General features: G+C 33.2%; 11 protein-coding genes, 2 tRNA genes and 1 pseudogene. All 14 read right to left on the reverse strand.

The features are described from left to right. Positions 1-234: 234 nt before the first annotated feature. The 14 genes and pseudogenes from ACY2U7_RS08120 to ACY2U7_RS08185 all read right to left on the reverse strand — a co-directional run bounded on the left by ACY2U7_RS08120 (position 235) and on the right by ACY2U7_RS08185 (position 14459). Positions 235-759, reverse strand: coding sequence for a zf-HC2 domain-containing protein (locus tag ACY2U7_RS08120; RefSeq protein WP_461812124.1), 525 nt, complete (start codon positions 757-759; stop codon positions 235-237). Between the two features lie 448 nt (positions 760-1207). Further along, a pseudogene (gene tnpA, locus ACY2U7_RS08125) lies at positions 1208-1663 on the reverse strand (IS200/IS605 family transposase). Positions 1664-1881: 218 nt separating this feature from the next. After that, positions 1882-1952 (reverse strand) — tRNA-Gly (locus ACY2U7_RS08130). 4 nt (positions 1953-1956) lie between these two features. Beyond that, positions 1957-2031 (reverse strand) — tRNA-Pro (locus ACY2U7_RS08135). 66 nt (positions 2032-2097) lie between these two features. Beyond that, positions 2098-2769 carry a hypothetical protein gene (locus ACY2U7_RS08140; protein ID WP_461811886.1) on the reverse strand — a complete coding sequence of 224 codons (672 nt, stop codon included), beginning with the start codon at positions 2767-2769 and terminating at the stop codon, positions 2098-2100. Between the two features lie 10 nt (positions 2770-2779). Continuing rightward, a complete protein-coding gene (locus tag ACY2U7_RS08145; protein ID WP_461811885.1) occupies positions 2780-4516 on the reverse strand; it encodes a DUF3114 domain-containing protein in 1737 nt (578 codons plus the stop codon). 4 nt (positions 4517-4520) lie between these two features. Beyond that, positions 4521-4718: a heavy-metal-associated domain-containing protein gene (locus ACY2U7_RS08150; protein ID WP_461811884.1), complete on the reverse strand. Its 198-nt coding sequence runs from the start codon at positions 4716-4718 to the stop codon at positions 4521-4523. Between the two features lie 15 nt (positions 4719-4733). After that, the gene (locus ACY2U7_RS08155) at positions 4734-5030 is read right to left on the reverse strand and encodes a metal-sensing transcriptional repressor (RefSeq protein WP_461811883.1); all 297 of its coding nucleotides are present in this window, start codon (positions 5028-5030) and stop codon (positions 4734-4736) included. Positions 5031-5054: 24 nt separating this feature from the next. After that, positions 5055-7292 carry a heavy metal translocating P-type ATPase gene (locus tag ACY2U7_RS08160; protein WP_461811882.1) on the reverse strand — a complete coding sequence of 746 codons (2238 nt, stop codon included), beginning with the start codon at positions 7290-7292 and terminating at the stop codon, positions 5055-5057. Positions 7293-7554: 262 nt separating this feature from the next. Further along, positions 7555-8790, reverse strand: coding sequence for a S1C family serine protease (locus ACY2U7_RS08165; RefSeq protein ID WP_461811888.1), 1236 nt, complete (start codon positions 8788-8790; stop codon positions 7555-7557). 429 nt (positions 8791-9219) lie between these two features. Next, positions 9220-10647 carry a cohesin domain-containing protein gene (locus ACY2U7_RS08170; RefSeq protein ID WP_461811881.1) on the reverse strand — a complete coding sequence of 476 codons (1428 nt, stop codon included), beginning with the start codon at positions 10645-10647 and terminating at the stop codon, positions 9220-9222. A 108-nt stretch (positions 10648-10755) separates the two neighbouring features. Then, positions 10756-11895: an LCP family protein gene (locus ACY2U7_RS08175; RefSeq protein ID WP_461811880.1), complete on the reverse strand. Its 1140-nt coding sequence runs from the start codon at positions 11893-11895 to the stop codon at positions 10756-10758. Positions 11896-11975: 80 nt separating this feature from the next. Continuing rightward, positions 11976-13184 (reverse strand): LCP family protein, encoded by a 1209-nt coding sequence (locus ACY2U7_RS08180; RefSeq protein ID WP_461816212.1) that lies wholly within the window; start codon positions 13182-13184, stop codon positions 11976-11978. Between the two features lie 147 nt (positions 13185-13331). Beyond that, a complete protein-coding gene (locus ACY2U7_RS08185; protein WP_461816213.1) occupies positions 13332-14459 on the reverse strand; it encodes an NAD/NADP octopine/nopaline dehydrogenase family protein in 1128 nt (375 codons plus the stop codon). Positions 14460-14461 lie beyond the last annotated feature (2 nt).

The following is a 14461-nucleotide window of genomic DNA, read 5'->3' on the forward strand; positions in this document are numbered from 1 at the left end:
GAAAATTACTCTTTTCTTGTTGAGCAATTATAATCGAAACAGAAAGCTCATCCTAAATAGATATAACAATCTCAAAGACAACAATGGGGCAGGATTTTAAAATCCCACCCCAACTATTTACTTAGAGCCCTTCATTATACTACATGGAATACACTTTTTCCTTTAGTTTGTCAACAACTCCAAAATTTATGTTGCCTCTTATAATCTTCCCTCAAGTTTATTTCTATATCAATTTTACAGCATCATCGAAATATACTGAATAATCTTCGGAATATTTAATATTAAGATTGTTAATATCGCTGGTAATCCAATTAAAATTGGTCTTATGTAAAATTTCCCAAATTTTCTCTTTTCTTCTTGTCGTATTTCCTCTTGTAATTGTATGCATTCCGGATCCCACCAAGTACTTTTATGGAATACCTCCGAACCAATACAACATAATGCAAAAAGAATCAATATTCCTTCATAATATTTAAGATATATTTCTCCACCTAAAACAATAATTAGAATTACCACAAGCGGACATATCATATACCATGCCATAATTTTTGCAATATATTTTAAAACACTCTTATCATCACACTTAGCTTTATCAATTGTTCTACACTCAACTCTCTTTCCCTTTTTATTCCTTGTAAGTTGACATTCATCACATTCATTTAAATGTTGTTCAACATATTGTTTACTCTCTTCACCCAAAACATCTTCAATATACAATGGCAATAAATCTTGTACTAATTTACACTCTTGTTTTTTCATTATTAGTATCATTCCTTTCTCGTAATTTATATTCTAATGACTTTTTAGATAATTGGCAACTCGTATTCAAAATTTCTATTTTCCTTATAAGACTACCTACATATAAAATAGAATCGTAATAGAAAGAGATTGCAAACACATCTTTTTGCGGTTGTCTTTGCAGAATTTTTCTTTGCTTTAAGTGAGTTTCATAATTATCTACTGTATATTATATATAATATAACAAACCAATTATATTTTAAACATTTTTCTGAAAATCATGACTCCCCGTCCAACGGGTGGTTTGCTCTAGGGCTATAAGCCCTTGTTACTAGGCCAGCGTCTCAAGGCGTTGGCTTTCTCTTTCGGCTATGGGAATTCTGTTTACACAGCCTTCCCACAACTCCGTTCAAGCCATATTGCTCTTGACTCGTCGCTACCCCTTAAGGGGTATTGTTACTACTTGGCATTACCCCTTAAAAGGGTCTTCATATTCTTTTACACTTAATTTATCCATTGCAATATCATGCTTTTCCTGTTCTTGGATATATTTTTTTATTGTTGCCTCATTTAATCCGACTGTACTAACATAATATCCCTCCGCCCAGAAATGACGATTTCCAAATTTACACTTTAAATTTGCGTGTTTATCAAATATCATAAGTGCACTTTTACCTTTTAGATATCCCATAAATGAAGATACGCTTATCCTCGGTGGAATACTTACTAACATATGAATATGATCTGGCATCAGATGGCCTTCAATTATTTCAACACCTTTATAACTTCACAATTGTTTTATAATATCTCTGATGTCCGCTTTATATTGATTATAAATTACTTTTCGTCTATACTTTGGTGTGAAGACGATATGATATTTGCACATCCATTTTGTATGTGCGAGTGAATATTCTTTCTTCGCCATAAATTACCTTTCCTTTCTACAATATAGCCTGAACAACTTTATTGTACACGGAAAGGTAATTTTTTTGTATAACAATCGACGCGCACCCGCATAGCGGGTGGATTATTGTTTCGCCCATCTCCATTTTTCGGATCAACGAAAAACTCCAATGGGCAAAACAGACTAAAGTCCATATAAAAAAATGCCATCTTCATCAGATAGCATTCTCAAAAATAAAAAGCGGGTGATGGGAATCGAACCCACGTATCTAGCTTGGAAGGCTAGTGTTCTACCATTGAACTACACCCGCAAAATCGGGGTGACAGGATTCGAACCTGCGACCTCCTGGTCCCAAACCAGGCGCTCTAGCCAAGCTGAGCCACACCCCGCTATATATTATTTGTTTCAAGCAGGATTTATAATATCATTTCCAAGAGAAAAATGCAAGTGTTTTTTTAATTTTTTTCAATCATTTTTTTCACTCGTCTAAATTGTCGATTAAATTCCATCATTCCAATCTTATAAGAAAACTTTTGTGTACAATTTATACTCTCCTTTTCTTCTTTTCCTAACATAGTTGTATCCTTTTTCTTTAGTTGAAATATCTTCTTGATAGGACGGTATTGCTGATCAAATTCAATACTAACTCCTGATAATTCATAAGAATCTCCTATTACCATAGTAGACATTGTATATAATTCTTTTTCAAACCATTCCAACTGTTTTTTATCTGCAACCTTAATATGGTAATTACTATCTTTCACTTCTTTTACAGTTAAATTCAATCGGCTAATAGAGGATAGATATGATTTTGCGTATAACTCTGGGTACATTTCTCCATCTGCCTTATAGGTTTCCACTCCTTCTTCCCCAAAGCTTACACCAATTGTATTTTTTGCTCTATATTTCGGAAGTCCCCACTTCACTCCTTTTGGAATAACAGCTTTTTCATCTTGTAACGCAAATAATACTATAGATTGGTGATAGTTCTCACCCAACTCTATTTTAACATACTCTTCCTTCTTAAAAATATCATTTATTTTTTCCGAATCTACTCTGTCCTTCTGACAGGCTATTGTAAAAAATGATATGCCAAGTACCATACCTAACATTACTATTTTTTTCATATTTTCTCCTTTATTTCAAATAATCTTTTGGGGATTTATACTTTTCTTTATATTCTATTCTTGTTGGACTTTTCCATATTTTCTTCAAACTCTTTTTTAAATCATTTTCTAAATATGTCTTCTTCCTTTTGTCTGCAGGTGTTGCTGGGAAAACATCTAGTCTATAATGGGCGTCATCATAATCTGCAGGTGCATAATTAAAGGATTCGCTATTAACCACCTTCTTTTTTTGTGATTTTTCCATATTTTCATACGATGTTACTTTGCTTTGCACTTGGTTATTGCCCGTTTTCATCAAAACATCCCACTCTGTTACAAAACTACCTGTTTCCACATCTACAATAAATTCGGACAATTTATTTGGCGTCAATATTTTATCATATTTTTGTTTTTTAAATTCCTCTTTCTTTTCTTTTTTATTATGATGTCTTGAAGGTTCATCATAATACAACTTCATATTGAAATTTTGGGCATAAGCTTTTAACCGTTCATAATCCGTTTTTCCTTCATAATACCCTCGTACATACGCAATATTATGTTCATCTATGTACATTCTAAATTGGTGTATCATTTCATTATCTAAACTTTTTTTCATATATGCTTTTCTGACACATTTCGCATATTCTTCTAAAAAAACGGAGTGTGGTGCCATTTCTGGTGCAAACCTATCCCCCTCACCAAATTGAAGCATTCCGTTTTCATCCAAATACCCTCCCATTTGTTCAATAACAAGCAATACCTTTTTCTTTGGGGAAATTTTACTTTCTTCAAACATATATGTATATACATCTGAGCCCACACAATGAGCAGATGCATAAATTTGTTCAATTTCTTGCAAATACTCTTCTTCTGTAACACTTTCAACTTCATATCCATTCGATCCAAATAGATTGAATTTTGTATCTACTGCTTCCAAATATGCAAATACTGCATTTTTATCCCAACAATATTTCTCCTTTAGTTCCTTTCCTTGATAAAGAAGACATTGCATAAGATATTTATTTCTTGTCCGTAAAATATTAGGTAACTCTGTTATATAATCTTCTATCGTAATCTCTTTTTCTGGCACAACATAACTCATTTTTTCTTCAACTGCCAACATTTTATTTTCCATTTCTTCTTCTGAAATATACTTATATTGCTGTGTCATTTCCTGTTCTAAATATTCCACTTGTGCTTCTGTTAAAACTGTTGATTGAAAATGAAATTGAATTTGTACTGGTCTGTATTTTTCATCAAACAAAATATCTACAGAATCCATATCTACTTCGTCACTATTTAATACCTCTGCAAAAATTAACAGTTCGGAAAAATATTCTACTTCTTGCGCTTCCTCTATATGAACATAAAAATTTTCCTCTTCAATTTTTTCTTTTGTAATCTCTAAAGCTAAAAATGGTTCAAAGAAAAATTCTATATCAAGCATAGAGGATACAAATCGGAAATTGTCATACTTTTCACTCCCCCTATATTTTCCGTAATAAATTTTTGCTTTTTCGCCATCTCGCAAAATCATCTGTTTTTGTTCGTCAAATGGTTGTATAAATGTTTTTTTATTCGGAAGATCATAAAAAATCTTTTGTCCTAAATAACATTTTCCCAAAGAAACTTCTATATATTTTTCATTTTGCAAAACATTTTCATACACTTTAGGGACAGTTTCGGTTGCCCAAACTGTCCCTGTTTTTCCTGTACACAATATACAGATCATGCAAATTCCTGCTATAATACTCTTTTTAGCATTCATTTAATTACGCCTCAATCTCTCCATCAAACCCTAAATCATCTAGAATTTCCATAGCTGTTTTTACACAATGTTCACAACCATCAATTTGAACATTCTTGTCCGACAAATTCACCTTGTACTCTAACCCAGCTTTACTCATCGCTTTTGAAATTCTTTCTACACATTTCTCACAATGCATTCCTTCTACCTTAATTACTGTCATATCCTTTTCCTCCTATTATTTCATTAATTTTTGAATAATTTCACACAATTCGTCAATTGCTTCTTCTCTTCCTTCTTGAATATCATGCACTACACAAGAGTGAATATGGGAAGCTAAAAGTTTTTTATTAAAACTATTCAATGCAGACTGTATAGCTGAAACTTGTGTCAAAATATCTACGCAATATCGTTCCTCTTCCACCATTTTACGTATTCCTCTCACTTGTCCCTCAATCCTGCTTAACCTATTGAGTAAATCTTTATACTCTTTTGCTTCTCTATGCTTTGTTCTATCACAGCAATTGTTTTCCATTAATTTTTCTCCCTCTGTAAAACACTACAATTTCAATCTACGAAGTCTCAACGCATTCCCAACAACTGATACAGAACTAAGCGACATAGCAAGACCAGCAAAAATCGGATTCAACAATGTACCATTAATTAAATACAATGCGCCTGCTGCAAGCGGAAGGCCACAAGCGTTATAGAAAAATGCCCAAAACAAATTTTGCTTAATATTTCGAATTGTTTCCTTGCTTAAACGGATCGCTTTATAAACATCTTGCAAATCTGATTTCATCAAAACAATATCACTTGAATCTAAAGCAATATCGCTTCCACTTCCAATCGCCATACCCACATCCGCTTGTACAAGAGCTGGAGCATCGTTAATTCCATCTCCTACCATCATGACACGTTTTCCTTCTTTTTGCAACTCTTCCACAACACTTACTTTATCTTGTGGAAGAACTTCTGATACAACTTTATCTACTCCTACCTTTTCTCCAATATAATCAGCAGTCAAACGATTATCTCCTGTAAGCATGTAGACTGTGATTCCTAAACTTTGTAATTCTGCAATAGCTTCTTTACTTGTAGATTTAATCGGATCAGCTACACTAATGATTCCTATAATTATTCCATCAGCAATAACAAACATTGGTGTCTGCCCTTTTTTTGCCATTTTCTGTGCTTCTATTTCATTGTCACCAAGATCGATTTCCAATTCTTCACAAAGTTTTTTATTTCCAATATAGTATTTCACTCCATCGAGAATTGCTTCTATTCCTTTTCCTGTAATGCTGTTGAAAGCTTCTGGATTTTTCAATTGTAAACCTTTTTCTTTGGCTTCCTCCACGATGGCCTGCCCAAGCGGATGCTCTGAATGTTGCTCACAAGAAGCTGCTATTTGTAATAATTCTTCATCTGCTTTATCTCCAAAAACATCCATCACTTTTGGTTTTCCTTCTGTAATTGTTCCTGTTTTATCCAAAACAACTGTATCTATCTTATGAGTCGTTTCCAAGGCTTCTCCACTCTTAATCAAAATTCCGTGATTTGCTCCAAGTCCCGTTCCCACCATAATCGCAGTAGGTGTAGCAAGACCTAACGCACATGGACAAGCAATAACTAACACTGAAACAAAAATAGTTAATACAAAAGCTAAATCATGCCCTAAAATTGCCCAAATAATTGCTGAAACTACAGCAATTGCCATTACAGTCGGCACAAAGTATCCTGCTACAATATCTGCCAATTTAGAAATAGGTGCTTTCTTTCCTTGAGCTTCTTCCATTAGTTTAACGATTTTGGCAAGAGTTGTTTCTTCTCCTACACGAGTTACTTCTACTTGAATTGCCCCTTGATAGTTTATGCTACCACCAATCACAGTCATTCCTTTTTCTTTTTCTACAGGGATACTTTCTCCAGTTAACATAGACTCATCTACTGTCGTATTTCCTTCAACAATAACACCATCTAAGGCAATTTTATTCCCTGGTTTTACCAAAATCAATTCACCCGTTTTAATTTCCTCTACAGGCACTTCTACTTGATTTCCATTTCTTAAAACTATTGCTTTATCTGGAGCCAATTCCATTAATTTTCGTATTGCCTCTGACGTTTTTCCTTTACTTCTACCTTCCATGTATTTTCCAACCATAACAAGCGTAACAACAATCGCCGCTGATTCGTAATACAAATTGTGCACACTAGAAACATTCTGTGGAATTCGAATTGTCATAACAAGACTATACAAAAAAGCACTTCCTGTTCCTATTGCAACAAGAGAGTCCATGTTCGGATTTCCTTTGAATAAACTTTTAAAACCGACAAGATAAAATTTTCTTCCATTAAAAAGAATAATAACTGTTAGAATCAACTGGGCCAGCGCAAAATTCAATGGATTTTCTGCCATATCAAGCCATTTAGGTAGTGGCAAAGTTATCGGAATCATATGTCCCATGGAAATATAAAGCAACGGAATCGCTAAAATCACATTTGTAATCAAACGATGTTTTGTTTGTCTAATATTTTCTTGTAATTCTTCTTTTTCATGTCGTTTTTCTTCCTTGCTCTTTTCCACGTCTAATTCCGCACCAAAACCTGCTTTCTCTACTTTTGTGATAATAGCATCTCGTGTCACCATCGTATCATCATAAGTAATTGTCATTTTTCCTGTAGTTAAATTCACATTACTTTCCTGAACACCGTCCATTTTTCTAGTCACTCGTTCTACCGCACTACTGCAGGCTGCACAACTCATTCCACTAATTGTATATTTTTCTGTCCTCACCTTTTCACATCCTTTCAATACCCCTATGGGGTATCTTCATATTATCACTATATGTTCATTCCGTCAAGATATAATCCCGAAAAACAGACCTCATTTTATGAGAAAAAAATTTATGAAGTATAATGAATCTCAAAAAGTAACTTTTAACTACATAAAAATGTTGCCCAGCATATGCTGAGCAACATAAAATTTTTATCTTTTTAATTGTCTCCTTGATCAGTAGCACGCCAATTTTCATATCGTCTACTCATTTTTTCATTACCTATTGTCTTTTCCCTAAAACAATTGTAACCGTTTCTTCTTTATATGTTCCCTTATCTGCAGGTACTTGCAAGGTTACTTTTACTTTCTCTCCAATTCTATAATATTGAAGTTGTTCTTGTAAAACTTGCATTGTATCAATTCCCACACCTTCAAATCCTGTGATAATACTTCCTTTAATAACCCCTACTCTATCTGCTCCTCCACCTTTAATTACTTCTGAAACATAGACACCTTTTGCCATATTGTACATTTTAGCGCTTTCTTCTGTTACATCAAATCCTGTAATTCCTAAATATCCTCTTTGTGCCTCTGGTACTTTCGTTCTTGTCTCTTTATTCATTAAATTTTCCAATAACCCTCTAATATCAGAAAGTGGTATAGCATATCCAATTCCTTCTACAGCCTCAGCATTAATCTTCACTGTATTAATTCCAATTACTTCTCCATTTGCATTCAACAATGCGCCACCACTATTACCAGGATTAATTGCTGCATCTGTTTGAATTAGTTTCCCTTTAAATCCTTCCAATTCTCTTTCTGTCGCACTAATAATTCCTGTTGTAACAGACTGTCCATATCCCAATGCATTTCCTATAGCAATTGCAGGTTCTCCAACGTTTAATTTAGAAGAATCGCCTACTGCTGCAATAGAAATTTTCTCTAATGTCTCACTTTTAATTTTATTTAACGGAACAGCAACAACAGCAACATCTCTACTAGCATCCGTTCCTTTCACAACCCCTTCCACACTTTCATTGTCAATAAATGAAACCGTAAGGCTTGTGCTATTTTCAATCACATGATTATTGGTTACAACTAATAACTCTGCATCATTCTTGCCAATAATAATTCCAGAACCACTACTTTGACTTTCTTGCTTTTGAGTACCACCAAAGAAACTTTGTACTTCTTGTACACTCATATTTGTAATAGATACAACCGAAGGCATTGCCTCTTTTACAATCTCTGTAACATCTGATGTTACCGTCTTAGTTGATCCATTTATCTTTGTTGTATTCACCTGCGTTGTTTCACGAGGTACCACACGATGTCTTCCAAGTAATCTATCCACAACAAAGTTACTTGCTTGGTATGTTCCACTTGCCACTACACCAAATAAAACAGCAAGACCTACACAAGCAGCCACTTTCATCCAACCTTTATTTTTGCTTTTCTTCTTCGCTTTTGGTTGTGTAGGTGGTACAGTAGTTCTTGGTGGAACATTTCCTCCCATCTGATAATTTTCTCCAATATGTGATTCTTGTTTCAAATTGGCACTCTTTTTATTTTCTTTTATAGTTTCTTGCATCGGTTCAGTAGATGATGTAGTTCTCTCTTCTTCCTGAGGTTCTTGCAAAACAAAATTTACCTCTTCCTTTGTTCTTTCCTGTATTTCTTCATTTTCATCTCCTAATTTATAATCATTGTCCATATCTTTCCGACTCCTTCCTTTTCTTCTCTATGGATATTATTGTAAAAAGAATTTGTGTTTAAACTGTGTTTATTCATTAAAATTTTTTTGAATTATTCACTATTTTGGAAAATGAAAAAGGGCGTACATAGTAAAACGACCACACAAATGTGTGATCGTTTCTATGCTTTATTTTAGATATGTTCCCCCTCTACTTAACAGAGACATATCACTTACGCTTCAATTTTTTCATTAATCCAAATCAACAAAGTTTATATCAAAGTCATCTTCATCATCATCATCAAAATCAAAATCTTCAAAATCATCCAAATCGTCAAATTCTTCTTCAAAATCATCTTCATCTAAATCTTCTGAATCAAAATCGTCTTCCTTTGTAAATCTCTCTTCAAAATCGTCTTCGAAGAAATCATTTTCTTCCTGATCATCTTCTTCTACAATTGTATCCTCAAGTTCATTTTCTTCAATAAAAGAAGCCTCTTCTTCATCTTCTTCATTACTTAATTCTTTTTCGTCAATATCATATTCTTCATATAAATCATCTAACTCCAAATTACGATGGCGAAGTTTTACTGACAACACAATAATAATGATAATTAATAATAAAATTCCTAATCCTGTACATAAAATTATCATAGAAAGATTTCCTATAATAAAATTATTTAATTTACTCACTTTAGAAGAATCTTGATTTACAGCACCAATTTGTTGTGTAATATATTTTTGATAAGAACCTTGATTTGCATCATACTGATAAAATCCTTTTTCTCCATGACTGTCCATAGCATATACAAGATAAAACCCTTCGTGCTTTTTATCTTGCCAAGCTGGAAATTCATGATTGTTTACAGTCAATTTTACTTTTCGATAACCTTCTGGCACTTTCACTTCTTTACTTTTTTCCAACAAAACAATTGAGGTAGATGGTGATACCGTTACTTGTACATAAGGAGAAAATGTTGCATCATCCTCATTATATAAGAAGAAATCCCCTTTTCCTTCTGCATCAACCAAATATCCCAAAGTAATACTTCCATTTTCTTGGCGTACAAATTTTCGTTCTCCACCATCGTATGGTAATTTTGTTTCTACAAATCCTACCGGAATACTTGTAGGTGCAAATTCTTCTGAAAACTTATAAGATTTATCGCCAATTGTGATACCATTTTGATTTGTTTCTTCTTTATTGTCTCCTGCTGGCTGTTCTGGTTCTGCTGGGGGTGTTGTTCCCTCTGCAATCTGAATTGTTGAAGTTCCATTTTCACACTCAACTTTCTCTCCACCAGTTACTGTTCCAGTAGAATCTGTTACTTCGATTTTAGCTGTACCTACTTTTAATGCTTGAAATTTCATTGTAAAACGAATCTTGTTACTTCCATCGCCTTTTCCCGAGAACTTCAATACACCATCTGATTCTTTTGTTACGCCATTTCCTTCTTTAAAAGAGAGTAATGAAGGGTCATACTTCAACGTAGCATTAAAAGTTTCTAGCGAACCGCTCCCAGCTCTCAATGCACAAGCTACCTCTACAGTCTCTCCCGTCTTTGTCTGCAAATCAGTAAACGATACTATTCCTGATGCAGCATAACTCATCACTGAATACATCGGAACAGTTAAGCAAAATGCTAGCATAAATGCCGCTATTTTCTTCATTATCTTCATGTACTTTTCCTCCACTAATATAGTTATCCTTGTATTATATAGTATTGTTAAAGTGCTTACTCCAACAAACATCATATTGTCTATAATACACTTTTTTCATAAAAATGTCTACTTTTTTTCTTCTCCTGCTACACCGTGTTTACTTTTTGAAATATCTGCTTTGGGATCATTTAGTTTATCCCTTGTAATCCCTGTAATCATTTCAATTTTTTTCTCTATAGATTTAACTGTATCCGAAACTTCTTTCTTCTCCTCTTTTGGATATAAGAATTTCTGTAATTCCTCTACATTTTCTGTTACTCCAACAGGAATAATAACACTTCCAACTTTATCTACTCTTCCATTCATAGCTTCCATAGGAAAACCTGTTGTTTCCGTTAATTGATAATCAAAAGCACCTTTCGCTAAACTTATTATATCCGACAAAGAGAAATTTGTAGAAATTTTAGGAAACACTTTATTTATAATCTTATTTATTGTTTTTATCTTCATTGTTTTCGCTTTTTCTACAACTTTAGTAATAACTTTCTGTTGACGCTCTGCACGTTTATAATCACCACCTACATTTTTACGAATTCTTGCATAAGTCACAGCTTGTACTCCATCTAACTTCAACGTTCCACCGTGTGTCAAATGTGTTGCTTTCTTTTCAGCAACTGTACCTGTCTCATCAATGTAATTATTCACTTCTTTTGCTTCTTGGTCTGTCACTTCTAATTCTATTCCTCCAAGCAAATCAATCACATCTGCCAAAGCTTTAAAATCAACTGTCACATAATTTTGAATATCCAAATCGAAATTTTTATTCAATACATTAATGGCATCTTTAGGTCCTCCTGCAAAATATGCATAATTTACCTTTTGAACTTTTCCATTCACCTGCTCTGTTAATGTATCTCTATAAACAGATGCTAAACGTACTTCTTTTGTATCATGATGAATCGATGCTAAAATAATTGTATCTGTATGCGCACCTTTCTCTAAATCTCCATTTCTCGAATCTCCACCAAACAACGCTACCGTCATATACCCCTCTTGTTTTACTCCTTTGTTTGATCGAATATCCTCTTTACTAAAAGTTACTGTCTGAAACTTATCATAAGTTGCCATAACATATGCTGCTCCACACAGTACTAATAAAATGAGAATTTCTGAGACTAAAAAAATCACTCTTTTGATTTTTCGTCTTTTTCTTTTCCTTTGTTTTGCCCGTCGTTGTAATTCTCTTGCTTTTTCATTTTCTGACATAACTTCGCTCCCCTTTTTATTTTTATGTTTCCCTGATAGCACAAAAAGATTGTGTTAAACACAATCTTTTTTATTATTTTTTAGTTAGTCTGAATTTGCGGTTGCGCTTCCACATTTTGTTCTGGTTTCGCAACACTTCCATTCATTTTTTTATCACTTGGACTTTGCCACTGTGTTTCTGGATCAGCCACTCTTTCTCCAACTTTTCTCTCTATTTTTCTACTAATAGATTTTACTTTTGATGAAGGTTCGTAATTTTCTTCTCCATATAAGAATTTATGTAACTCTGTTACATTATCCTTTAATGTAACAGGAATAACTATACTTCCTAAACCTGGCAATGTATCTGTTGTTTTATCTGTTGGAAATCCGATATTATCTCCCAGAGTATATTTGTTGAAAGATTTTGCATAATTTAAAATCTCTGTTGCAGAAAGACTAGTCTTTATTTTTGGCAATACCGTATCAATAATTTTATTAATTGTAGCCAAATCTGCTCTTAACGCTTTCTCTACCATCTTTTCAATAACATATCTTTGACGTTCTGCTCTTTTAAAATCTCCACCTTTTGTTGAACGTATTCTTGCATATGTAGTTGCTTGTACACCATCTAATGTTTGTAATCCTGCTTTTGTTACTGGATTCGCTTTCTTTCCTGCAACCTGAGCAGTCTCACCTAAAAATTTATTCAAATACGGTAATTCGACTTCATTAACTTCGATTTCTACGCCTCCAAGTAAATCAATCACATCTGAAATAGCCGCAAAATCAACTGTTATATAGTCCTTAATCTCAAGATCCAAATTCATATTAAGCATATCAATTGCTTGTTTTGCACCACCTTGACTATATGCTCCGTTACATTTATTTAATGTTCCTTCTGATAAATCTAAAATAGTATCTCTATACACAGACACCATTTTCACTTCTCTTGTTTTATTATTTAAACTAGCTACAATAATGCAATCTGTCCTCGTTCCTACATCATCTCCAGCCGCTCTCGAATCACTGCCTAAAAGTGCAAAATTAGTAAATCCTTCCCCTACATAATCTGCTAAATCGTTTACAACAATATCTTGTTTAGGAATTTTCACCGTATTTAATTTATTTAATTTTGCTGATACATATACAACCCCTGTTGCAATAAGACAAATCATTACCCCCAAAAAGCAAATAGCTATTCTTTTTCCTATACTCAATTTAAGGAACCAATTTTTTTGTCTTTTTCTTCTTCGTCTACTTCTTGCAACTCTCTTTTCCTTTGGACTTAACGATCCATTCTTTGCCATATATTTACCTCTTTTTTCTTATGTTTAGATATACGTCAGATATTATACACTATCTGGAAGGTGATTACAACTTAAAGTATCCAATAAATTAATTTTATCTAAAAACAGGACAAGATTTCAATATCTTGTCCCATTAAAATAACAGTTTTATATCTTATTTTTAGAATAAAATTCATATACCTCTTTTTTTGTATTTATTCCATAGTTTTGTGGAAGATTGGCTAATTGCAAATCTTTCCCTTCAAATTTTCCATTTATAAAAAATTCTACATTTGCAAATTTTTCATACCAACTTAAGACTTCATCAATAATTGGTGTTCTGACATTTGCAATTTTTCCAAAAGATTTTATGATACAAAGCCCAAATAAAAAGTCTTCTTTAAAATATCTTGACTTTTTATCTGGTATATATCCATCTTCGACTTTTTGCATCGGTGAAACAATTCCTTTAAATGCCTGTATACTTCGAATTTTTTCTGTCATTTTTTCCACTGTGTTAGATTCATAATGTTCTTTCAAAGATTTAACTTCTCGCAAGTCCAATTCATCATACGAATCACAAATTCTTTGTAATTCCTCATCTAACCCAATCATAACTCGTGAACTTTCGTCTGTCCATTCCTCATAAAACAAACTGTTTCTGTCATAAATCATACCATCTTGGTATTCTTTAAACATTGCATATAATCGGCTCGTATGAAGAATGGGGTTAGAAGGTGTCAACGTAACACACATATAATTTTCCAAAGATCTACAAGGCATATTAAGTAAATCCGAAATTATTTCACAAACCGCTTCTGATTTTTCCGATGGAATAGTCCCTATTTGGATTTCTTTTTTTCTACTAGTTACATAAACTTCTTTCCCATACTCATGAATTCGTGCAATACTATGCACTCTTTGAAAGCCAAAAAGTGTGCACCCCTTATTTAACAATTCTTTACAACAAAATTCGCAACCACCACTTCCTGGTATAAACCCTAAAAAAGTTCCTTTTTTAATATGAGAAATAATATCTTTTGACATTTCTTTAAAAATATTCGATGGCAAAGTTGATAAAATCATGTCTGCCTCTTCCAAAATTTTTAAATCATTTGAGATTGAATCAATTTCACTTTCAATTACTTCATTATTTTCTACATCTGTAATTCTAATTATTTTTTCCCATCGTTCTGGTCTCCCAGTATATAAATTTACTGTATGCACCTTTTTTGCGGCAATATCAGCTAATAGCACTGTACCAATATTGCCTCCACCTAAAATACATATATTCATAT

Origin of the sequence: Faecalimonas sp. (assembly GCA_029264305.1) — a bacterium.
GTDB lineage: Bacteria > Bacillota > Clostridia > Lachnospirales > Lachnospiraceae > Faecalimonas.